Consider the following 22,137-nt stretch of genomic DNA (forward strand, 5'->3'; position numbering starts at 1 on the left):
CCCGGCCAGGCCCGGCCCGCCCGCCCAGGACCGCAGCGCGGGGCGGCGCCCGCGCGGCGGCCCGCTCCCCCACCGGCGCGGCCGGGCGGACGGCTGCCCGGTCCACGGCTCACCGGTCTGGGCTGCGGGCTGTTCTGCGGGACCCTGATGCTGGTCCTGGGGTTCCTGGACCGGCTGCTCCTCGGCGGCTCGCAGCTGGTGTACGGAGTGCTGTTCCTGCCGGTGTGCGTGGTCACCGCCGCCTGGGTGCGCCGGGGCGACCTGGCGTGCGCGCCGATCGTGGTCCCGATCGCCTTCGCGCTGGGCCTGCTGCCGGTGGTCGAGGCCGACGGACTCGGCTCCCGGCTGATGGCCCTGTTCACGGCCCTGGCGACGCAGGCCGGATGGCTGTACGGCGGAACCCTGCTGACCGGCACGATCGTGATCGTGCGCAGGCTGCGCATGATGGCCCAGCGGGCGGCGGCGGCCCGCCGCCGCGCGCCCGCCGACAGCTGACGATCCGGCCGCTCAGCCCGCGCTGCCGTTCCCGCCGTCCGTCGCCGCGTGCATGGCCGCGCCGACGATGCCCGCGTTGTTCTGGAGCTGGGCCGGCACGATCTCGGCCTTGATGCCCTCGATGTAGTGCAGGAACTTGTGGGCCTTGCGGCTGACGCCGCCGCCGATGATGAACAGCTCCGGGGAGAACAGCATCTCGACGTGCGCGAGGTACTTCTGCACCCGCTGGGACCAGTCCTGCCAGGACAGGTCGTGGTCCTCCTTGGCCTTGCTGGAGGCCCGCTTCTCCGCGTCGTGCCCGTGCAGCTCCAGATGACCGAGCTCGGTGTTGGGCAGCAGCGTCCCGTCGACGAAGACCGCGCTGCCGATGCCGGTGCCGAAGGTCAGCAGGACGACCGTGCCCTTGCGGCCCTTCCCGGCGCCGAAGGCGACCTCGGCGACGCCCGCCGCGTCCGCGTCGTTCACGACGGTCACCGGCAGGCCGCCGAGACGGCTGGAGAACAGCACACGCGCGTCGGTGTCGATCCAGCTCTTGTCGACGTTGGCCGCCGTACGCACCGTCGACCCGCCCGTCACCACGCCCGGGAAGGTCAGCCCGACCGGTCCCGTCCAGCCGAAGTGGTCGACGACCTGCTTGACGCCGTCGGCCACTCCCTCCGGGGTCGCCGGGTGCGGGGTGAGCACCTTGAAGCGCTCCTCCGCGAGCTCGCCCCTGTCCAGGTCCACGGGAGCGCCCTTGATTCCGGATCCACCGATGTCCACGCCGAAGATCTGCATGGCTCTACGTTACGACGGAGGACTGACCGTCACTCCGCGTCGTCGCTCGTCGCACCGGACCCGCCGCGGGCCGCGACCAGCGCCGCCGCCTCCTCGCGCAGGTCGCGGCGCAGCTCCTTGGGTAGCGAGAAGGTGATGGACTCCTCGGCGGCCTTGACGATCTCGACGTCGCCGTAGCCGCGCGCGGCCAGCCACTCCAGGACCTCCTCGACCAGCACCTCCGGCACCGAGGCGCCCGAGGTGACACCGACCGTGGTGACGCCCTCCAGCCAGGCCTCGTCGATCTCGCTGGCGAAGTCCACCAGGTACGCCTCGCGGGAGCCGGCCAGCTTGGCGACCTCGACGAGCCGCTTGGAGTTGGAGGAGTTCCGGGAGCCGACGACGATCACCAGCTCGGCCTCCGCGCCCATCTGCTTCACCGCGAGCTGACGGTTCTGCGTGGCGTAGCAGATGTCGTCGCTGGGCGGGGAGATCAGCTGCGGGAACCGCTCCTTGAGCGCGTCGACGGTCTCCATCGTCTCGTCGACGGAGAGGGTGGTCTGGGACAGCCACACGATCTTCGACGGGTCGCGCACCTCGACCTTCGCCACGTCGGCGGGGCCGTCGACGAGCTGGATGTGGTCCGGGGCCTCGCCGGAGGTGCCGATGACCTCCTCGTGGCCCTCGTGGCCGATCAGGAGGATGTCGTAGTCCTCGTTCGCGAAGCGGACGGCTTCCTTGTGGACCTTGGTGACCAGCGGGCAGGTCGCGTCGATGGTGGCGAGCCGGCCGCGGGCGGCCTCCTCGTGGACGACCGGGGCGACGCCGTGCGCGGAGAACATCACGATGTTGCCCGGCGGCACCTCCTCCGTCCGCTCGACGAAGATCGCGCCCTTCTTCTCCAGGGTCTGCACGACGTACTTGTTGTGGACGATCTCGTGGCGGACGTACACCGGAGCGCCGTACTGCTCCAGGGCTTTCTCGACGGCGATCACGGCGCGGTCCACACCCGCGCAGTAGCCCCGGGGGGCGGCGAGCAGGACACGGCGGCCAGGCGAAGCAGTCATGGCACCCATCGTAAGGCCGCGTCCGGCGCGTCGAAGATCGCCTCCCTGTCGCGTCCCCGGCGACACTGGCCCTGAGCTGGGCGGGGCGGGACGGGAGCCGGGGGCGCGACGCACGGAGGAACTGATGTCCGACACCGGCACGGCGGTCCCCCGGGCCGGCGACCACCGCGAGCTGCGGCGCAGCCTCGGCTTCCGCGACCTCGTCGTCTACGGGCTGCTGTTCATCGCCCCCATGGCCCCGGTGGGGGTCTACGGCACCCTGGACGCCCGCTCGCACGGCGCGGTGGCGCTGGTGTACGTGGTCGCGACGGTGGCGATGGCGTTCACCGCGTTCAGCTACGCCCAGATGGTGCGGGTCGTCCCGCGCGCGGGGTCCGTGTTCGCCTACGCGAGCGCGGCGCTCGGCAGGGGGACGGGTTTCGTCGCCGGCTGGATGGCGATGCTGGACTACCTGCTCATCCCGGCGGTCGCCTACCTGTTCTCCGGGATCGCCATGGAGGCGCTGGTCCCGGAGGTGTCGCGCTGGGTGTGGACGGCGCTCGCGGTGGTCGTCACCACCCTGCTGAACCTGTGGGGCGTACGGGTCGCCGCACGCGTGGGCTTCCTCGTGCTGGCGATGGAGATCGTGGTCCTGCTGGTGTTCACGGTCGCCGCGAGCGTCGTCCTCGCGCGGGACGGCGGCCGGCGGGACTGGCTGTCGCCGCTGTCCGGGGACGGCACCCAGGGCGCCTTCGCGCTGTCGGCGGTGATCGGCGCGGTGTCCGTCGCGGTGCTGTCCTACCTGGGCTTCGACGCGATCGCCTCCTTCGCGGAGGAGGTCACGGGCGGCTCGGCGAAGGTGGCCCGCGCGGTGCTGTTCTGCCTCGCCCTCGCGGGTGTGCTGTTCGTCGCGCAGACGTATCTGGTGTCCCTGCTGGAGCCGCTGTCCTCGGCGGAACTGGCCGCCGACCCGGTCCGCCAGGGCTCCGCCTTCTACGACGCCGTGGACGCCTCGGTCGGGACCTGGCTGCACGATCTGGTGGCCGTCAGCAAGGCGATCGGGGCCGCGTTCGCCGCGCTGGCGGGGCAGGCGGCGGCGGGGCGGCTGCTGTTCGCGATGGGCCGCGACCGGCGCCTGCCGAAGGCGCTGGCGCGGACGGACGCCGGTGTACCGCGGGTGGCGCTGCTGTGCGCGGCGCTCGTCACGCTGGTCGCGGCGGTGTGGGCGGCCCGGCGGGACGACGGCATGGACCATCTGGTGTCGGTCGTGGACATCGGCGCGCTGACCGCGTTCACGCTGCTGCACGCGAGCGTCGTCGGCTGGTTCGCGGTCCGGCGGCGGGGCGGGCCGGTGAGCTGGTGGCGGCACGTTCTGGTGCCGGTGCTGGGCGCGGCGATCACCGTCGCCGTGATCGTGGAGGCGTCCGGGGCCGCGCAGGTCGTGGGCGCGGTGTGGCTGGCCGTCGGCCTGGTGGTGCTGACCGTCCAGCGGAGCCGGGGCTCCGCCGGAACGGACTGAACCGGACGGGGACGGCGCTCAGGCCTGGGTCCGGTCACGGCGCCGGCGGGCCGCCCACACGGTCGCGGCGGCACCGATGCCGGTGAGACCCGCGGCGATCGCCGCGAGCGGGCCCACGGGCAGGTCTTCCCCGGTGTCGGCCAGCTCGGGGCGGTGGTGACCGGGCGGGGAGCTGTGCGGCGGCTCGTGGTGGGAGTAGCCGGGGTGGGGGTGGGAGTCACCGGGGTGCGGGTGGGAGTACGAGGGCGAGGGGTGGGACGGCGAGGAGTGGGACGGCGAGGGCTGGGGGTGCGAGTGGCTCGGGTGCGGGTGGGAGCCGGTGGGCTCGGGCTCGGTCGGCTCGGGCTTCGTGGGCTCGGGCTTGGTGGGGCCGGGGTGGGTCGGCTCCGAATGGCTCGGCTCGGGCTCGCTCGGATGCGGCGAGGTCGGCTCCGAGTGGGAGGGCTCCGGGTGGGAGGGCTCGGGTTCCGAAGGGCCGTAGCCGTCCCCGTACCCCGGGGACTCGTGGCCGTCGTCCGAGGGGCCGTATCCGGACGGCTCGGGGTCGGGAGAGCCGTGGTCCGTCGGCTCCGGGTCCGGGTCGCCGTACCCGCTCGGCTCCTGGTCTTCGTCGCCGTAGCCCGTGGGCTCGGGCTCTTCGTCGCCGTAGCCCGTCGGCTCGGGGTCCTCGTCGCCGTAGCCGGTCGGCTCCGGGTCCTCGTCGCCGTAACCGGTCGGCTCCGGGTCTTCGTCTCCGTAACCCGTCGGCTCGGGGTCCTCGTCGCCGTAACCGGTCGGCTCCGGGTCCTCGTCGCCGTACCCCGTCGGCTCCGGGTCCTCGGGTCCGTACCCCGTCGGCTCCGGGCCCGGGAAGCCGTACGCCGCCGGGGCGACGCCCGGCCGCTCGGCGGCCGCGGGGGCGATTCCCGTGCGGGTGCCCTCGGCGCCGGCACCCAGGGCGCTGCCGGCGGCGACCGTGGCACGCGCGGGGACGGCCGTGGTCGACGTGGGGACGATGGCCAGGGCCGCGCCGGCGAACGTCATGATGCAGGCGGTGCCTGCCAGGGCGGGCCAGGTGGCACGGAGTCGCCCGGCTCCACGCCGATTATTCCGTTTTGCATCTTTTGCCATGATATGGACGTTAGATCGACAACCCCGCCACCGCAGGGCGCCACGCGCGCACGACGCGTCGATGTCAGTCGCGCCGACTACGCTCACCGGCATGGCTGTGAACACGTCCCCGGAATCCCCGCTCCCCGTCGGTGAGGTGTCGCGGCTCATCGGGGGCTGGATCGACCGGCTCGGCGCGGTGTGGGTCGAGGGGCAGATCACCCAGTTGTCGCGGCGTCCGGGGGCCGGTGTGGTCTTCCTGACCCTGCGGGACCCGTCGTACGACATCTCGGTGAGCGTGACCTGCTACCGGCAGGTGTTCGACGCGGTGGCCGACGTGGTGAGCGAGGGCGCCCGCGTGGTCGTCCTCGCCAAGCCCGAGTGGTACGCGCCGCGGGGCCAGCTGTCGCTGCGCGCGGCCGAGATAAAGCCGGTGGGCGTCGGCGAGCTGCTGGCGCGGCTGGAGCAGCTGAAGAAGTCGCTGGCGGCCGAGGGGCTGTTCGCGCCGGAGCGCAAGAAGCCGCTGCCGTTCCTGCCGCAGCTGATCGGCCTGATCTGCGGCCGGGCCTCCGCCGCCGAGCGCGATGTGCTGGAGAACGCCCGGCACCGCTGGCCGGCCGTCCGCTTCGAGGTGCGCAATGTCGCCGTGCAGGGGGTGCACGCCGTCCCGCAGGTCGTCCAGGCGGTGAAGGAGCTGGACGACATCCCCGAGGTCGACGTGATCGTCGTCGCGCGCGGCGGCGGCAGCGTCGAGGATCTGCTGCCGTTCTCCGACGAGCAGCTGGTGCGGGCGGTCGCCGCCTGCCGTACACCGGTGGTGTCGGCCATCGGCCACGAGCCGGACAACCCGCTGCTTGACCATGTCGCCGACCTGCGCGCCTCCACCCCTACGGACGCCGCCAAGAAGGTGGTGCCGGACGTCGGTGAGGAGTTCGAGCGGGTCCGCCAGCTGCGGGGCCGCGCCCGGCGCTGCATGGAGGCGTTCGTCGACCGGGAGGAGCGCGGGCTGGCGCACGCGCTGGCCAGGCCGGCGATGGAGAACCCGCACCGGATGATCGGTGAGCGCGCCGACCAGGTGGACTCGCTGACCGAGCGGAGCCGGCGCTGCCTCGGCCACCTCCTGGACCGCGCCGAGTCGGAGCTGACCCACACCCACGCGCGCGTGGTGGCCCTCTCGCCCGCCGCCACCCTCCAGCGCGGATACGCCGTGCTCCAGAAGGCCGACGGCCATGTGGTCCGCAATCCGGGCGAGGTCACGGCGGCGGAGGAACTGCGCGCGCGGGTGGCCGAGGGCGAGTTCTCCGTACGAGTCGAAAGGGTGAGTGAATGACCAGCAAGGTGGACGAGGCGCTCGGGTACGAGCAGGCCCGCGACGAGCTGATCGAGGTCGTACGACGGCTGGAGGCCGGTGGTACGACGCTGGAGGAGTCCCTGGCGCTCTGGGAGCGCGGCGAGGAGCTGGCGAAGGTGTGCCGGCGCTGGCTGGAGGGCGCGCGGGAGCGGCTGGACGCGGCGCTGGCGGAGGAGGCGGCGGCCGAGGAGGCCGAGGCGGAGGCCGGCGAGCGCTGAGCCGGCGGTGAACCTGTGAAGCGGATCACCACGCCCCACTTTTGGTTGAACGTTGAACTTCACTGGCGTACTGTCGAGATCGTTCAGCACGACGTCCGAAAAGGTTCAGCCATGTCACTCGTTCTTGACCCCGCCGCCCAGGACCTGCTCTTCCGCGAGGCCCGCACCGCGAACACCTTCACCGACGAGCCCGTCACCGACGAGCAGGTCCAGGCGATCTACGACCTGGTCAAGTACGGCCCGACCGCGTTCAACCAGACCCCGCTGCGCATCACCCTGGTCCGCTCCCCCGAGGCCCGCGAGCGCCTGGTGAAGCACATGGCCGAGGGCAACCAGCCCAAGACGGCCGCCGCCCCGCTGGTCGCGATCCTCTCCGCGGACAACGAGTTCCACGAGGAGCTGCCGGCCCTCCTGCCGCACTTCCCGCAGGCCAAGGACCTCTTCTTCGGCGAGCGCCCGGTGCGCGAGAACTCGGCGCTGCTGAACGCCGCGCTCCAGGCCGCGTACTTCATCGTCGGTGTGCGCGCCGCCGGTCTGGCCGCGGGCCCGATGACCGGTCTGGACTTCGAGGGCGTCCGCAAGGAGTTCCTGGACGACGACCACACCCCGCTGATGGTGGTCAACATCGGCAAGCCGGGCGCCGACGCCTGGTTCCCGCGCTCGCCGCGGCTGTCGTACGAGCAGGTCGTCACGACCGTCTGACGGACGCGGCGGCCACGCGGCCACCCGCACGATCACGAGGAAGGGCCCCGGCATCCGCCGGGGCCCTTCCTCGTGATCCTCATGTCCGCCGGGCGGTCCGCGGGACGCTCAGGCCGGCTTCAGCGCCGCCGCCATCCGCGCCAGCTGCTCGAACGAGGCCGTACCGGCCACCACGGTGGTGGAGCCCTTGGCGTCGGCGTCCTGGTTCAGCACCAGCGCGTCGTACCGGCCGCCCGTGTAGCGCGTCCAGGTGCGGCCGCCGATCTCCTCGGCGGTCTTGGTCGCGTGCGAGCCGTGGGTGGTCTCGTCGATGAACTTCGACCGCTGCGCCATGGACTGCTTGACCACCACGTACTCGCCGTCCGGTGCGAGGAAGCCCAGGTGCCAGGTGTCGTTCTCGACACCCTGGAAGCGCACGGACGTCGCCTTCCAGTCCTTCGACAGCCCTTCCGGCGCGGCCACCGGGTAGGACGCCGCGCGACGGGCCGTGATCAGCTCGACCCGGTAGTCGACCGGCTTGACCGCCGGCTCGCTGTCGTCGTGCGGGACGAAGAGGTACATGACCCCGCCCGCGAGCAACGTCACGCCCAGGGAGAGCACCATGCTCCGGGCCGTCTTCTGCTTGCCGTTCGTACCTGCCACGCCCCTATCGTCGCAGGTGCCCTGGTCCGCTCATCCGTGGGGTGCCCTGCTCAATTTGTCACTCTGCCGATAGAGTCATGGCCAACACCCTCATCCGGCCGTCGTCGTATCAGAAAGGTGCGCTCCGATGACCGAGCATCATCTGCCGTCCGAACTCGATGTCCCCTCCGAGGCCCCCGACCGCAACCTCGCCCTGGAACTGGTCCGCGTGACCGAGGCCGCCGCGATGGCCGCCGGCCGCTGGGTGGGGCGCGGTGACAAGAACGGCGCCGACGGTGCCGCGGTGCGCGCCATGCGCACCCTCGTCTCCACCGTCTCCATGAACGGCGTCGTCGTCATCGGGGAGGGCGAGAAGGACGAGGCCCCGATGCTCTTCAACGGAGAGCGGGTCGGCGACGGCACCGGGCCCGAGTGCGACATCGCCGTCGACCCGATCGACGGCACCACCCTCACCGCCAAGGGCATGCCGAACGCCATCGCCGTGCTCGCCGCGGCGGAGCGCGGGTCCATGTTCGACCCGTCCGCCGTGTTCTACATGGACAAGCTGGTCACCGGCCCCGAGGCCGCCGACTTCGTCGACATCGACGCCCCGGTCTCGGTGAACATCCGCCGGGTCGCCAAGGCCAAGCGGGCCACGCCGGAAGACGTCACCGTGGTCATCCTCGACCGGCCGCGGCACGAAGGGATCATCCAGGAGATCCGCGAGACCGGCGCGCGCATCAAGCTGATCTCCGACGGCGACGTCGCGGGATCCATCCTCGCGCTGCGCGAGGGCACCGGCGTCGACCTGCTGCTCGGCATCGGCGGCACGCCGGAGGGCATCATCTCGGCCTGCGCGGTGAAGTGCCTGGGCGGCACCATCCAGGGCAAGCTGTGGCCGAAGGACGACGAGGAGAAGCAGCGGGCGATCGACGCCGGGCACGACCTCGACCGGGTGCTGACCACGGAGGACCTGGTCACCGGGGAGAACGTGTTCTTCGTGGCGACCGGCATCACCGACGGGGAACTGCTGCGGGGTGTGCGGTACCGGTCGGAGACGGCGACGACGGACTCGATCGTCATGCGGTCGAAGTCGGGCACGGTCCGCCGGATCGACTCGGAGCACCGGCTGAGCAAGCTGCGGGCCTACAGCGCGATCGACTTCGACCGGGCCAAGTAGGTCCCGCCCGGCATGACGGAGGGGCGCCTTCCTGTGCGGAGGGGGCGCCCCTTCTGCCTGTCCGCGGTCAGCCCGCCGCCGCTATGCGGCCCGTGGCCCTGGCCGCCTTCTTCAGTTCCAAGTCCCGCCGGCGGCGACGGGCCAGGACCACGCGGCGCTCGGCCGCGGTGAGGCCGCCCCAGACGCCGTACGGCTCGGGCTGGAGCAGCGCGTGCTCACGGCACTCGACCATCACCGGGCAGCGCGCACAGACCCGCTTGGCGGCCTCCTCGCGGGAGAGCCGCGCCGCGGTGGGCTCCTTGGAGGGGGCGAAGAACAGGCCGGCCTCGTCGCGCCGGCACACCGCCTCGGTGTGCCAGGGGGAGTCCTGGTCCCTTTCCCGCGCTGGCACCCGCTGGGCCGGAACGGCAGCTACCTGCAGGGACGAATGCGGCGGTTGCAGCACGGTCTACTCCTGACGACGGCTTCGCGAGCGAGAGACGATGCAGCAAGGTCTACCCGCTGTACGCGCGCCTATGCAGGGAGTCCCCGACCGCTGGACCGGGGCCCGCCGCGAGCGGCGCCGGCCGGGCCGCGCGGGCGGACCGGATCACTCCGGTCGCGGTCGGATTCACAACCGTCAATGCCCCAGGTGCTTGCGCAAACTCCGGTCGACCTTGCGGTGGACGCGGTCGAGGATGTCCGCGACGATCTTGCCGCGCTTGGCGCGCGCCTCCACATTGCCGAGGACCGCCCAGCCGTCGATGAAGACGACCGGCGCGTTCGGATCGCCCGAATCGAGCGGGTCCACCTCGAAGTTGCCGAGGACTCCGCCGCCGGTGCCGCGCAGCGAGACGTTCTCCGGGACGCGGACCTCGACGTTGCCGAAGACCGCGAAGGCCTTCACCACGACCTGCTGGTACTCGAACAGGGCCTCGCTGAGGTCGATCTCCACACTGCCGAAGATCGCGTACGCGTGGATGCGGCGTCCCGCACGCCAGCGGCCCTTGCGCATGGCGCTGCTGAACACCGCGACCACGTTGTCGTCGGGGTCGACCGGGATCGCGCCGGCGGTGGGGCGGCTCGGGGCGTGCGCGGCGGACGGGGTCGCGCGGTGCTGGTGCGCGCCGGGCAGATCGCGGACGAGGGGGTCCAGCTCGCCGACCGTCTTCGCCCGGTACACGTCCTCGACCCGCTCGGCGTGCTCGTCGGCGGTGAGGCGGCCCTCGGCGAGGGCCTCGCGCAGGATGTCCGCGACGCGGTCGCGGTCGGCGTCGGAGGCGCGGAGTTCGGAGGCGCGGAGTTCGGAGGCGGCGGGCGCGCTCGGCTTCTCAAGGTCCACGACGGCAGCGTACCGAAACACGATAGATCGCGATAGCCCCGAAGGAAATCCAACTGAGCCTTACCTCACAGGCTCTCCGTTCCGTACAGGTCCTACGCTGGTGGACGCTGCCAACGGAGGCCAGCCGCTGTCTGTCGTGAGTGAGGAATGGGCGAGATGCCTGAGTTCGCGTACACCGATCTGCTCCCCATGGGAGAGGACACCACCCCGTACCGGCTGGTGACCTCCGAGGGTGTCTCCACCTTCGAGGCCGACGGGCGGACGTTCCTCAAGGTCGAGCCGGAGGCGTTGCGCAAGCTGGCCGAGGAGGCGATCCACGACATCCAGCACTATCTGCGGCCCGCCCACCTGGCGCAGCTGCGGCGCATCATCGACGACCCCGAGGCGTCGAACAACGACAAGTTCGTGGCGCTGGACCTGCTGAAGAACGCCAACATCGCGGCGGCGGGCGTGCTGCCGATGTGCCAGGACACCGGCACCGCGATCGTCATGGGCAAGCGCGGGCAGAACGTGCTGACCGAGGGCGGTGACGAGGAGGCCCTGTCCCGGGGCATCTACGACGCCTACCTGAACCTCAACCTGCGGTACTCGCAGATGGCTCCGCTCACCATGTGGGAGGAGAAGAACACCGGCTCCAACCTCCCGGCGCAGATCGAGCTGTACGCCACGGACGGCGGCGCCTACAAGTTCCTCTTCATGGCCAAGGGCGGCGGCTCGGCCAACAAGTCGTTCCTGTACCAGGAGACGAAGGCCGTCCTGAACGAGGCCTCCATGATGAAGTTCCTGGAGGAGAAGATCCGCTCGCTCGGCACGGCCGCCTGCCCGCCGTACCACCTGGCGATCGTCGTCGGCGGTACGTCCGCCGAGTACGCGCTGAAGACCGCGAAGTACGCCTCCGCGCACTACCTGGACGAGATCCCCGCCGAGGGCTCGCCGCTCGGGCACGGGTTCCGGGACAAGGAGCTGGAGGAGAAGGTCTTCGAGCTGACCCAGAAGATCGGCATCGGCGCGCAGTTCGGCGGCAAGTACTTCTGCCACGACGTGCGGGTGGTGCGGCTGCCGCGGCACGGGGCCTCCTGCCCGGTGGCCATCGCCGTCTCCTGCTCCGCCGACCGCCAGGCCGTCGCGAAGATCACCGCCGAGGGCGTCTTCCTGGAGCAGCTGGAGACGGACCCGGCGCGGTTCCTGCCCGACACCACCGACGAGCACCTGGAGCAGGACGGCGACGTCGTCAAGATCGACCTGAACCAGCCGATGGACGACATCCTGGCCGAGCTGACGAAGTACCCGGTCAAGACCCGGCTCTCGCTCTCCGGCCCGCTGGTCGTCGCCCGTGACATCGCGCACGCCAAGATCAAGGAGCGGCTGGACGCCGGCGAGGAGATGCCGCAGTACCTGAAGGACCACCCGGTGTACTACGCCGGCCCGGCGAAGACCCCCGAGGGGTACGCGTCCGGCTCCTTCGGCCCGACCACGGCCGGCCGTATGGACTCCTACGTCGAGCAGTTCCAGGCGGCGGGCGGCTCCAAGGTGATGCTGGCCAAGGGCAACCGCAGCAAGCAGGTCACCGACGCCTGCGGCACCCACGGCGGCTTCTACCTCGGCTCCATCGGCGGACCCGCCGCGCGGCTCGCCCAGGACTGCATCAAGAAGGTCGAGGTCGTCGAGTACGAGGAGCTCGGCATGGAGGCGGTCTGGAAGATCGAGGTCGAGGACTTCCCCGCGTTCATCGTCGTCGACGACAAGGGCAACGACTTCTTCACTTCGCAGGAACCCGCTCAGCCGACCTTCACCAGCATCCCCGTCCGGGGGCCTGGCCTGGCGTGACGCACCCCTGATGCGTGCAGAGAGCCCCTGGCCGCCGGTCGGGGGCTCTTCCCGTTCCCACCCTTCACGCGGCGCTGTCCAGCACTGCCCGAACCTCTGGTACGTCCGCGTACTCGGCGAGCCGGTCAAGCACGACCCGCACCCGCTCAGCCGTCCGTTCGCTGGCTACGTCCGCCGACAGGCTGATGACCCTCTCGGCCACCTCCGCCGCTTCCTCGGGCTCGTTGGCGTCGGCGTAGGCCACAGCCAGCCAAGAGAGGTAGAGGGCCATTTCGCGAGTATGAGTCGCGTCGTATCCCTTCAGCACTTCTCGCAGCAAAGGAACGGCCCGCAGGGGTCGGCGCAGTTCCGTATAGACGCGGCTTTCCATGACTCGAAGTTCCCCCGCGTCGACCCAATACAGGTAGGTGGGCGATTCCGTGCCGGGGGTGTCTGCGGCCAAGGCTTCCCCGGCCTCTCCGAGTGCGCGCATGGCGGGCTGCGGCTGGTTCGCCTTCGTGTGTGCCCAAGCCACTCGATCGAGGTACAGGGCGCGGGCCTTCGGGGGCGCGTCCGCCGCGTCATGCAGGGCGGCTTGCGCAAGGGTGACCCCTTCGGCTTCCCGGCCCGTGTTGCTGAACTGATAGGCCAGGGAACCGGCGATGTTCCCGGCCAGGGTGAAATCCTCGGCCTGCCTGGCGGCACTGATCCCTAGCCGGTAGATCCGTTCCGCCTCTTCGTGCTGGCCCGCGTCGCTGGCAATCCACCCCGCGATCTGAGCCAACTCGCCGATCTGCCGCAACAGTTCGCGGCCGATCTCGTCGGTGTGCGTGTGTTCCCGGTAGAGCTTCACGGCACGTCGCAGCTCCCGCAGCGCGGGCCGAATGAGATCGCCCCCGGCTAGGAAGTCGTCGGCGAGGCGCAGGCCGTGAATCCGTTGCTGTAGGTCGGTGATCTGCCCCGAACCGATACGGCGACCCTCACGGGCGCTCAGGGGGGCCAGGGGATCACCCTCGGGCAGGAAGTCGGCCAGGGTCGGCAGCGGCGGCTTAGCGGGCGACTCGGAGGCTTTCAGCACGTCCACGGTGACGCCGAGGGCGGCGGCCAGGAACGGGAGCCATTCACGGGGCGTGCGCTTCCCCGTCTCCCATCGACTGATCTCCTGTCGCCCGACTGGTTCCCCCTGGACGCCAGCGGCGCGGCAGACTTCGCCAGCTAAACGCGCCTGGCTCCAGCCGAGCCGTTCGCGCTCCCGTCGGATGTTGGCCCCGATGCTGCTCCCCATAGGGCAAGTCTGGCCGACAGTTGGCCTACAAGAGGCCACTAGTCCGGACTTCCGCACGGCGGGACGATCTCTCTCGACCGAGACGAGGAGACGGCGACGATGGCAAGCCAGACGAGGGCGGGCACCGACGCACGGCAATCCGAGTACGTGACCTACGCGCCCAAGGGCTACCGCTGCCCCGACTGCAAACAGCCGATCAAGAGCCTTGAGCGGGCGATCCGAGGCAGCGCCCCCATGTCGGCCGGTGCGCCCGCCGTGACCTATCGGCACGTTGAGTGTCCCCAGGTGAAACCGTGACGGCCCCAGCAAAGCGCGCGAGTGCCCGCGTGAGCGCCTTACCCGAGCCGGAACTAGTCAGCCTTGTGGATGGCCCCCAGCGGCCCTCAGAGGGTTACTGGTGGACTGAATACGGCGGGACTCATGACCCCGTGTCCGGCGTGATCTCCTTTCCGCCGAATGCGCTGCCTCCGTGCTCGGTACCGAACTGTCAACGCTGCGCCCAGCGGGAGGGGGCGTGAAGGTCGATGGCCAATGGCTCAGGGAACCAAGGGGCGGGCCGGTCGACCCTGGCAGATGCATCGTGTGCGCAACGCTGCAAGGCAGTGCCCGCGCTGCTGCCCGAACAGACGATCTCCAATTGGCCCTGGCCACTGTGTCAGCCATGCGGGTGCACAAGCGGTTCGGTCATCAAGGGTGGGTGCAGGCCCCCAAGGCTGCCGAGCGTCCCGCATGACGCGCTTGTGGCGCCTCGGCGCATTCCTGATCTGGGCGCTCGCCGGCTTCCTGCTGGCCCTGCCTCAATGAACTCCGCCTCTGCCGGATAGATCAATTCCGGCCCCCCTCTCTTGCCGGATGCGACTTCGGCAGGGGCGGTGCAAGACACCGTTTCGCAGACGGCGCGACGGATGAACAGGCACCATCCATTCCATGGGAGGTAACCAAATGCGTAAGCCGTGGCTCACGATGACGGACGGCGGCAACCCGCAGGACGACAGCGACAGCGGCAACAAGCACGGTGGCGGCGGCTCGGATGAGGGCGGAAACACGAACGACGGCCAGGGCCCGGCGGACGGCCGCTGAATGAGCGAGCAGCACGTAGCGGACGCCAGCCCCGAGGGGTTGGCGTCCGCGCTGATGGAGAAGGGCGCGCTTACGTCCGATTGGCTTCCGGCCTTCAGGCGGGCGCCACGGCATATGTTCGTTCCGGATGCCATCTGGCCGGGCATGGCGGGCGGCAACCGCCAACAGAACCGGATCATCCGATCCGAGGAACCCCGCGCATGGCGGGAGGCCGTTTACATGGATGCGCCGATCACGACGCAATGGGATGACGGCGCCTACACCGGTCCGGACAAGGGCAAGATCCCTTCATCTTCGAACTCCATGCCCACCATGGTCTTTTCGATGCTCGCCGCACTGAGCATCCATGAAGGCCATACGGTTATGGAGATCGGAACGGGTACCGGCTGGAATGCCGCGCTTCTCTCGCACCGCGTCGGTCCCGAGAACGTCGTCACAGTGGAAGTGGACGAAGCCGTCTCGGCGGACGCAAGGAAGCGGCTCCAAGACGCGGGCTTCCTGCCCCTAGCCGTAGTCGGCGACGGCGCCGAGGGCTACCCGCCGGGGGCGCCCTATGACCGGGTGATTGCTACCTGTTCGATCGGTCGGGTGCCCTATGCATGGGTTGAGCAGACGAAGCCGGGCGGGATCATCGTGACCCCGTGGGGGCCGACCTACGGCGGGGAAGCCATCTCTCGGCTTACCGTCGGGCCCGACGGCTCGGCGTCGGGGAAGTTTCTCGGTTCCTCGGCATTCATGCGCCTCCGTGATCAGCGTGTGAAACGGAAACACGTCCGCGAATACTTGGACGGCAAGCCGTGGCCAGCCGACGGCGTCAAATCGACCACGGCTCTCTCCCCGGATGACGTGGGCGACTGGCACGTCATGTTCGCGATCGGTGTTCAGGTGCCCGAGGCGTTCCCGTGGATGGAGTCGTACTCGGACGGCTCCTACACCCTGTGGCTCCGGGACACGGCCGTCACGTCCTGGGCCACGGCTGACTTCGAGAAGGGGCGGGCGGAGTTCGAAGTCGTTCAGTCCGGCCCTCGGAAGCTGTGGGATGAAGTCGAAAAGGCGTACGGCTGGTGGGACGCACAAGGGCGCCCCGGATTCGAGAGGTTCGGGCTCACGGTGACCGCCGAGGGCGAAACGGTCTGGCTCGATGAGCCGGCGAATCCCGTTCCGCTGGCTCTCGGCTGAAAACACAAAAGAGGGGCACCCGACATTAGTCGGGTGCCCCTTCAATATGAGATTTTAGCTACTAGCTGGCTGCCGCCTTGATCACCTGCACGGCCGACGGCGAATCGACCACAAGACCCGCGATTCGATAGGTCGCGCGGAAAGCTGTCAGGTCCTGCTTGAATCCATAATCTTCAGAAACAGCGATCCGCACATCTGAACGCACACCGACGTGGATGCGAGTCGGGTCGGCAACAATCACGGTGCGCACGGGCAGGCTCGCGCTGACGTAGATGGGAAGACCGAGGCCGCGAGAGGCGACCGAGTCCGTGACCTGCCCCGCTAGGTAGCCGCCGTTTGTGCCGTTCTCCCGAGCCTTGCGAAGGCCCTTCGCCTGATCCGGCGAGGCCCAGATGACGGCCGGGGCGCCACCTGCACCCTCAATATCCGAATAGGCGTCAATGACGGAATCCCAGGGAACTTGGGTGCTGCCCGAGGGCAGATTCACGGCGGTGCCCACGCCTGCCTTCGTGAGCCCGGAAAGCGAGGCAGTTCCAGTCCCCTGGAAGGCGTCCTTGTCGACCTGTGTGGCGATGTTGCGCAGCATCACCTTAGCGATCAGGTCGCGCATGTCGAAAGCAGCGTCATCCAAGATTTCGTTCGAAGCCTCGTACAGATCCGCATACTTCATAGGCGCGAAGGACAGGGCGCCGAAATTAGCTGTCGCGCCCGGAATCGTTGAACCCTCGGCCACGACACCTGGATTCGTAGTGCTCACGAGATTGGGAAGAACGAAAGTTCCGCCGGTGAACCGATGGATGTTGATTCCCGGAACTCGCTTAAAAACAGACTGCGCACGCAGGAACTCAACGGCTCGGTTGGCTACCTCTGTCGGGACGGCGTACCCGCCCGAGCCGGGCGAGCCCTCCTGCACAAGAGCGCGGTACTCATTAGCCGAAGGCAGAATGGAACGCCAGATGCCTTCCTGAAAGTCAATGGTGCTGCCACTGCGAGGCGTGAGAAGCGAACCGACCTGTGCCGCGTGGCGGCGGGTCTCCGCCTCACGCTCGCCCCGCTCGACCGCGTCTCGCGCCTCGGCCTCTAGCTCGCGCATCTCGCGGTCTATGCGGTCGACGAGGGCATTCCGGGCCTCGGGCTTCAGACTGTTATCGGCTTCAACTCCGCGCAGTTCCTTAACGAGCTTGGCACGCTTTTCTAGCGCGGCCTGTGCTTGCCGTGCGTGAATGTTGTCGCAAGTAGTCGTAAGCATCGCTTTCCTTCGATGATCGGGCCGGAAGCGGCCATGAAAAAACCGCCCTGCACCGATGGGTGGGGCGGTTTGAATTAAGGGCGGCTGTTATTGCTCTTCGGCCAACATGGCGCGAAGGCTTCTGATGTGATCGAGCCATTCAGCTCGGGCCAAGGGATGGCTACAAGAATCGGCTCTTCGTTGGCACTCGGCGATCCGTCTCTCTAGAGCAGATCGCAGATCCTCTGAGTTGAGGATGAGGAAGAAGGAGTAGCCCGAATCGTGAGCCTTGGGCCGCTCACGCTCGAATGCTGTCGTCACCGCCTACCGAGCGACCAAGGGCCTCAGCGCGTGCTGCGCGCTGCTCTTCAATGCGTTGCATAAATCGCAGGCGACGTGCAGTGCGCCGGGCCGCATTCTTACAAGACGGCCCACAGTAACGGCGATATGGGCCGGGGCCGAAAGTGATACTGAACGGCTGTCCGCATGCCCAGCAGTCGATTTCTACGATGCGGTCCACGTCTCATGTCTTTTCGATATGGCTTGCGGGAGCGCACCTTTCAGTGGCGGCGAATTAAGACGGCCCGACCCCACGGCCAGCATTTGGAGAGATGCCGTGAAGCCGGGCCGCCGTCGTTCGCGCCGCCCTGTGGCGCGCCCTCCCCCCGATCCCGCCCTGAAAGGGATCGAAGTTGTTGTTGCATGAGGGAAAGAACTGTTAGATAGCGTGAAACCACACGCGCACTGCGGCGCGAGTTACCGTCCGATGGATGGAGCCTGGGTCGGGATGCAGACCGCATACCTCGCCCACCAATCCCGGCTAATTCGCGCGCGTTCGCATGAAGGGAAGGGCGCAGGTGCGGAGAAGGGCGCTGGGAAAGTTTGAGACTCCCCCTCCCCTTGTGGTCGGGGCTGCCTTGGCCGATAGAAGGGCCGTGAGCGGCCCTGTGGCCGCCGTGGAGATCCATTGAGCTACCTCGGCCCAGAAGGCCGAGAGCGTTCGTCCTACGCCGTTCGGTTGCCTCTGCCGAAGTTGCACGGCCCGCAAGCCGGGCGAAGGTTCTCTATGTTGTTCGTTCCGCCTCGGCTGAGCGGAACAATGTGGTCGGCCGTGGTGGCCGGCCGTGCATTGCAGAGAGAGCAGACAGGGTTAGCCGCGAGGATCGCGGCCCTAGCTTTGAGGTATTCAGTGTTGTATCCACGCGCCCAGGGCGAGGGGCGCGTGTGCTTTCTCTTCTGCTCCCGTCGCCTCGCTCCGGCCAAGGAACACGGCTCGCAGCGCGAGCCGAGCGAATAGAGCCGCTTACAGCGGCTGCACATAGACATAGGCATAGCTACTCCGATAGAGAGCGCCCCTCCGAGGGGGCGCTTCTTAGCTAGAAACAGTTAGGGCACCCTCGACGGGGTGCCCGTAGTAGTACTCTCTGCCTGGCCTCCATTCCTCGGCCAGGGGATGACTTAAAGAGATAGAGAGGCAGCAAAGGTTTCCGCAGGTCAGTGCAGAATGCGTAACCCTCGCAGGGCTACTCGGTAGCCACCACGGGGTTACGCGGCAGTCCGTAGGGAGTGCACGCGGCAGGACGCCGACCCGAGCCCGTTCTTCTGGAAGTGGTGGGACGGCAGGACGAGGCACCGTGCGCCCGACTCAGGGGCGACCAGGCCCATGCCCCTCGCGGCGGCTATGCCCTTCTGTACGGCCTGTCTGGTGAGCGCCTGGCCGTTCTCCCCGGAGAGGATGGAAGCTAGGGCGCCTTCGGCGAATTCGGCGTGCCCCACCTGATTACCCCAGCCGAGGGCGGCGAAGTACACGCGAAACGCGAGCGGCTTGATTAGCGGGCTACGGGCTTTCGCTCGACAGTCGAGCTGAGAAATGGCGCCCCACGGGGCGCCGGGTCCGAATCCAATGGTCACTTGTTCCTTCGGGGCGTTCGGTGATGCAGCGGGGGGGCCTCTGTCTACAGCCGCACCCCTGGCGGAATCAAGGAAGAGCGTTTAAACGGCCAGGGCGAGAGCGTGTAAACGGCGCGCTCTCTGAAGGAACATGAGAATGCCCCGCCGCATCCAACGCGACGGGGGCATTCTGACAACTCTGGAACTTACTTCCGCTTGTACGCCTTGCGCGCCGGAAGAATGAACTCCGACTCGGGGGCGATCAGCCAGTACCCCTCGGGCACATGCAACCCGGTCTCATTGGCGATCTCTGCAAGTTCCGGCATCTTGCACACGACTCGGCGGCTTTGGTCTTCATTGATTCCAACGCTCACCGTTATGCCGTGCCGCTGAAGAAAGACGCGCCTCTGTTCGTCGTCCTTAGCCGCCCATTCCTCGGCATAGGTTCGGCCGGTCTCCTTCCATGCAGGAGCGGCCTCAGCCGCCTTGATTTCCTCACGGAGCCTTTCAACCTTCGCGGACTGGAATTCGTGCTGGCCCCAGTATCGTTCGACCTGAACGTCGGTCTTGAAACGTCCGGCGAGATAATCACGCTCCAGGCGGTCAAGCGTCGACTCAGCCTCGGCAAGCTCCGTCTTGGCTTGACTGATGGAGTTACCGGCACGCTCCATCACGGCGAGCGATCCGAGCGTCACGTTTACGAACGAGCCGACCACCCCGTCTAGGTCATCCCGGCGGATTCGGGCGGGGCTGGTGCACGTTCCCGTGTTCACGTTGTTGCAGGCGTAGTAGTGATGCACTCGGCCGTTCGACTTGACCTTTTTGTTGGAAGACATGCGGCCCTCACACGCCTGGCAGATGGCCACGCCTCCAAGCATGGACCGCGAAGGAGTGGCCCGCCGAGCGGGGCGGTCGCTCTTCATCACCGCAACGAACTCCGACCACTCGGCGAAGTCCATCAAAGGGCTTTCAGTGATCTGAACGTGCTCGCCGTTCTCGTCAACAACGTTCTCACCCTTATGGGTGTAGAGGCCGGCCACCGTGGGGTTCATGACGATGGCCCGAATCGCGTTGGCCGTCCAAGCAACGCCCCTCGGTTCTTCACCCTTCACAATGCGGAGATGATCCCGCCACGTAGGAACACCACGCTTGTTCAAGTCAAGCGCAATTCTGTAAGCCGATCCATCGGCCTTCAGCCGCTCGATAATTTCTCCAAACAGCTTCGCATAGGCAGGGTCTTGAACGAGCTTCTTCCCGCCCCCTTCCTGCCGCTCGAAGTGGTAGCCGAACGGCTCCACTCCGCCAATCCACACACCCTTGGACTTACGCGCAGCCGAGCCGGAAAGAGCGCGGGCGCGAATGGTGTCCAACTCGCCTTCGGCAAAGGCGGCGATGATCTGAGCGAACATCTTGCCCATGGGGGTGGACATGTCGATGCCCTCGGTCACGGAGACGATCGTCTTTCCGTGCTTTTGGCACCACTCGAAAACCTCGGCGAAGTGGCCAGCCTTTCGGCTGAGTCGGTCGAGCTTCCAGACGGCCAATACGTCCCAGTCGTCGGCGCGCTCGTTGAACCAGGGGCCGAGCCCCGGTCTCTTGAAGGGGTGCATGGCGCCGGACACGTCGAGGTCTTCGGCCCAGCCAGCTATCCGGCCGTCGACGGCCGGGCCAGCGGCCCAGTGCTCTACGGCCTGCCTCTGCTTCTCGGGGCTGGTCGTGTCGTCCTTCAGGATCGACAGGCGGACAGCTCCCAGAACCCTCGGATGCGTGATCATGCCGGGGATCGTATGGGGGTCCATGCAAGATGAACAAGCCGAACGACTTCTTCCAGAACCCGGCTCCCGAGCCGACGTTCACGCACATCCCGGTGCGCGGCCCGGGACTGGTCTAGCGGGGCCTTCCGGGGGGCGTGCGGCGCCCCCCGGAACATCACGAAGCCCTCGATCGCTTAAGCGGGTATGAGCGAATACCGCATCGAGCATGACTCCATGGGCGAGGTCCGGGTTCCCGCGGACGCCAAGTGGCGGGCGCAGACGCAGCGGGCGGTGGAGAACTTCCCGATCTCCGGGCAGCGGATCGAGCGGGCGCACATCGAGGCGCTGGCGCGGATCAAGGCGGCGGCGGCGAAGGTGAACGCGCGGCTGGGCGTGCTGGACGAGGACGTCGCCGAGGCGATCCAGGAGGCCGCCGCCGAGGTCGCGGAGGGGCGCTGGGACGAGCACTTCCCGGTGGACGTGTTCCAGACGGGTTCCGGCACCTCGTCCAACATGAACACCAACGAGGTCATCGCCACGCTCGCAAGTGAGCGCCTGGGCCGGAGCGTGCACCCCAACGACCACGTCAACGCCTCGCAGTCCTCCAACGACGTCTTCCCCTCCTCCATCCACATCGCCGCCACCGCCGCCGTCACCCGCGACCTGGTCCCCGCCCTCGACCACCTCGCCGCCGCGCTCTCCCGCAAGGCCGAGGAGTTCGCGGACGTCGTGAAGTCGGGGCGGACGCATCTCATGGACGCCACCCCGGTGACGCTGGGCCAGGAGTTCGCCGGCTACGCCGCCCAGGTGCGGTACGGCGTGGAGCGGCTGGAGGCCTCGCTGCCGCGGCTGGCCGAGCTGCCGCTCGGCGGGACCGCGGTCGGCACCGGCATCAACACGCCGCCCGGCTTCTCCGCCGCCGTCATCGAGGAGGTCGCGCGGACCACCGGGCTGCCGCTCACCGAGGCCCGCGACCACTTCGAGGCGCAGGGCGCCCGCGACGGGATCGTGGAGACCAGCGGACAACTGCGCACGATCGCCGTGTCCCTGACGAAGATCGCCAACGATCTGCGGTGGATGTCCTCCGGCCCCCGCACCGGTCTCGCCGAGATCGCCCTGCCCGACCTCCAGCCCGGCTCCTCGATCATGCCGGGCAAGGTCAACCCGGTCGTCCCGGAGGCCGCCCTCATGGTCGCCGCGCAGGTCGTCGGCAACGACGCGACCATCGCCACCGCGGGCGCGGCCGGCAACTTCGAGCTGAACGTCATGCTGCCGGTCATCGCGAAGAACGTGCTCGAGTCGATCCGGCTGCTCGCCAACGTCTCCCGGCTGCTCGCCGACCGGACCGTCGACGGCATCACCGCGAACCGCGAACGCGCCCGCGAGTACGCCGAGTCGTCCCCCTCCGTCGTCACCCCGCTCAACAAGTACATCGGCTACGAGGAGGCCGCGAAGGTCGCCAAGAAGGCGCTGGCCGAGCGCAGCACCATCCGCCAGGTGGTGCTGGACGGCGGTTACGTGGAGCGCGGCGACCTCACCCTGGAGCAGCTGGACGAGGCCCTGGACGTCCTGCGGATGACGCGCCCGTGACCGGCCGTTCGGCGCGTGTGAACCGTG

At 68.7% G+C, this 22,137-nt stretch carries 20 protein-coding genes; 10 read left to right on the plus strand and 10 right to left on the minus strand.

Annotated elements, in window-relative coordinates:
* On the plus strand, nucleotides 1-495 hold a 495-nt coding region (locus tag ABT232_RS19470), incomplete at its 5' end, for a DUF6542 domain-containing protein (RefSeq protein WP_351841451.1).
* A gap of 12 nt (nucleotides 496-507) precedes the next feature.
* Here ABT232_RS19470 and ppgK read toward each other — a convergent pair.
* Nucleotides 508-1,272 carry a polyphosphate--glucose phosphotransferase gene (gene ppgK / locus ABT232_RS19475; protein WP_351841453.1) on the minus strand — a complete coding sequence of 255 codons (765 nt, stop codon included), beginning with the start codon at nucleotides 1,270-1,272 and terminating at the stop codon, nucleotides 508-510.
* A 29-nt stretch (nucleotides 1,273-1,301) separates the two neighbouring features.
* The gene (locus ABT232_RS19480) at nucleotides 1,302-2,327 is read right to left on the minus strand and encodes a 4-hydroxy-3-methylbut-2-enyl diphosphate reductase (RefSeq protein ID WP_351841455.1); all 1,026 of its coding nucleotides are present in this window, start codon (nucleotides 2,325-2,327) and stop codon (nucleotides 1,302-1,304) included.
* A 115-nt stretch (nucleotides 2,328-2,442) separates the two neighbouring features.
* Here ABT232_RS19480 and ABT232_RS19485 point away from each other — a divergent pair, with 115 nt between their 5' ends.
* Nucleotides 2,443-3,816, plus strand: a complete 1,374-nt coding sequence (locus tag ABT232_RS19485; RefSeq protein WP_351841457.1) for an APC family permease — start codon at nucleotides 2,443-2,445, stop codon at nucleotides 3,814-3,816.
* Nucleotides 3,817-3,834: 18 nt separating this feature from the next.
* Here ABT232_RS19485 and ABT232_RS19490 read toward each other — a convergent pair whose 3' ends face one another.
* The gene (locus ABT232_RS19490; protein WP_351841459.1) at nucleotides 3,835-4,839 is read right to left on the minus strand and encodes a chromosomal replication initiator protein DnaA; all 1,005 of its coding nucleotides are present in this window, start codon (nucleotides 4,837-4,839) and stop codon (nucleotides 3,835-3,837) included.
* A 178-nt stretch (nucleotides 4,840-5,017) separates the two neighbouring features.
* Here ABT232_RS19490 and xseA point away from each other — a divergent pair, with 178 nt between their 5' ends.
* The 3 genes from xseA (at nucleotide 5,018) to ABT232_RS19505 (ending at nucleotide 7,176) form a co-directional block, all read left to right on the plus strand.
* Complete coding sequence (xseA, locus tag ABT232_RS19495; protein WP_351841461.1) at nucleotides 5,018-6,235, plus strand: exodeoxyribonuclease VII large subunit; 1,218 nt, start codon at nucleotides 5,018-5,020, stop codon at nucleotides 6,233-6,235.
* Nucleotides 6,232-6,474: an exodeoxyribonuclease VII small subunit gene (locus tag ABT232_RS19500; protein WP_351841463.1), complete on the plus strand. Its 243-nt coding sequence runs from the start codon at nucleotides 6,232-6,234 to the stop codon at nucleotides 6,472-6,474. The genes xseA and ABT232_RS19500 overlap by 4 nt, the downstream gene beginning before the upstream one ends.
* Nucleotides 6,475-6,585: 111 nt before the next feature.
* Nucleotides 6,586-7,176, plus strand: a complete 591-nt coding sequence (locus tag ABT232_RS19505; protein ID WP_351841465.1) for a malonic semialdehyde reductase — start codon at nucleotides 6,586-6,588, stop codon at nucleotides 7,174-7,176.
* Nucleotides 7,177-7,284: 108 nt separating this feature from the next.
* Here ABT232_RS19505 and ABT232_RS19510 read toward each other — a convergent pair whose 3' ends face one another.
* A complete protein-coding gene (locus ABT232_RS19510; RefSeq protein ID WP_351841467.1) occupies nucleotides 7,285-7,818 on the minus strand; it encodes a DUF4245 domain-containing protein in 534 nt (177 codons plus the stop codon).
* A 127-nt stretch (nucleotides 7,819-7,945) separates the two neighbouring features.
* On the opposite strand from ABT232_RS19510, the gene glpX reads away from it, so the two are divergent.
* Complete coding sequence (glpX, locus tag ABT232_RS19515) at nucleotides 7,946-8,977, plus strand: class II fructose-bisphosphatase (RefSeq protein ID WP_351841469.1); 1,032 nt, start codon at nucleotides 7,946-7,948, stop codon at nucleotides 8,975-8,977.
* A 67-nt stretch (nucleotides 8,978-9,044) separates the two neighbouring features.
* Here the strand turns inward: glpX and ABT232_RS19520 are convergent, their stop codons facing one another.
* Both ABT232_RS19520 and ABT232_RS19525 read right to left on the minus strand, forming a co-directional pair.
* A complete protein-coding gene (locus tag ABT232_RS19520) occupies nucleotides 9,045-9,422 on the minus strand; it encodes a WhiB family transcriptional regulator (protein WP_351841471.1) in 378 nt (125 codons plus the stop codon).
* A 174-nt stretch (nucleotides 9,423-9,596) separates the two neighbouring features.
* Nucleotides 9,597-10,298: a DUF1707 SHOCT-like domain-containing protein gene (locus tag ABT232_RS19525; protein ID WP_351841473.1), complete on the minus strand. Its 702-nt coding sequence runs from the start codon at nucleotides 10,296-10,298 to the stop codon at nucleotides 9,597-9,599.
* Nucleotides 10,299-10,454: 156 nt separating this feature from the next.
* Here ABT232_RS19525 and ABT232_RS19530 point away from each other — a divergent pair, with 156 nt between their 5' ends.
* A complete protein-coding gene (locus ABT232_RS19530; protein WP_351841475.1) occupies nucleotides 10,455-12,125 on the plus strand; it encodes a fumarate hydratase in 1,671 nt (556 codons plus the stop codon).
* Between the two features lie 64 nt (nucleotides 12,126-12,189).
* Here the strand turns inward: ABT232_RS19530 and ABT232_RS19535 are convergent, their stop codons facing one another.
* The gene (locus ABT232_RS19535; RefSeq protein WP_351841477.1) at nucleotides 12,190-13,389 is read right to left on the minus strand and encodes a helix-turn-helix transcriptional regulator; all 1,200 of its coding nucleotides are present in this window, start codon (nucleotides 13,387-13,389) and stop codon (nucleotides 12,190-12,192) included.
* 942 nt (nucleotides 13,390-14,331) lie between these two features.
* Here ABT232_RS19535 and ABT232_RS19540 point away from each other — a divergent pair.
* Together ABT232_RS19540 and ABT232_RS19545 are read left to right on the plus strand one after the other, a co-directional pair.
* Nucleotides 14,332-14,469 (plus strand): hypothetical protein, encoded by a 138-nt coding sequence (locus tag ABT232_RS19540; protein WP_351841479.1) that lies wholly within the window; start codon nucleotides 14,332-14,334, stop codon nucleotides 14,467-14,469.
* Nucleotides 14,470-15,648 carry a methyltransferase domain-containing protein gene (locus ABT232_RS19545; protein WP_351841481.1) on the plus strand — a complete coding sequence of 393 codons (1,179 nt, stop codon included), beginning with the start codon at nucleotides 14,470-14,472 and terminating at the stop codon, nucleotides 15,646-15,648.
* A 61-nt stretch (nucleotides 15,649-15,709) separates the two neighbouring features.
* On the opposite strand, the gene ABT232_RS19550 is transcribed toward ABT232_RS19545, so the two are convergent.
* The 3 genes from ABT232_RS19550 to ABT232_RS19560 all read right to left on the minus strand — a co-directional run bounded on the left by ABT232_RS19550 (nucleotide 15,710) and on the right by ABT232_RS19560 (nucleotide 20,541).
* Entirely contained in the window at nucleotides 15,710-16,897 is a 1,188-nt protein-coding gene (locus ABT232_RS19550; RefSeq protein WP_351841483.1) for a phage major capsid protein, read from the minus strand.
* A gap of 984 nt (nucleotides 16,898-17,881) precedes the next feature.
* Nucleotides 17,882-18,208 (minus strand): HNH endonuclease, encoded by a 327-nt coding sequence (locus ABT232_RS19555; RefSeq protein ID WP_351841485.1) that lies wholly within the window; start codon nucleotides 18,206-18,208, stop codon nucleotides 17,882-17,884.
* A 764-nt stretch (nucleotides 18,209-18,972) separates the two neighbouring features.
* Nucleotides 18,973-20,541, minus strand: coding sequence for a recombinase family protein (locus ABT232_RS19560; RefSeq protein ID WP_351841487.1), 1,569 nt, complete (start codon nucleotides 20,539-20,541; stop codon nucleotides 18,973-18,975).
* 183 nt (nucleotides 20,542-20,724) lie between these two features.
* On the opposite strand from ABT232_RS19560, the gene ABT232_RS19565 reads away from it, so the two are divergent.
* Nucleotides 20,725-22,110: a class II fumarate hydratase gene (locus ABT232_RS19565; protein ID WP_351841489.1), complete on the plus strand. Its 1,386-nt coding sequence runs from the start codon at nucleotides 20,725-20,727 to the stop codon at nucleotides 22,108-22,110.
* The last annotated feature ends 27 nt before the right edge of the window (nucleotides 22,111-22,137 follow it).

It is taken from the genome of Streptomyces sp. NPDC001532, from assembly GCF_040298625.1.
In the GTDB taxonomy this organism is placed as follows: domain Bacteria; phylum Actinomycetota; class Actinomycetes; order Streptomycetales; family Streptomycetaceae; genus Streptomyces.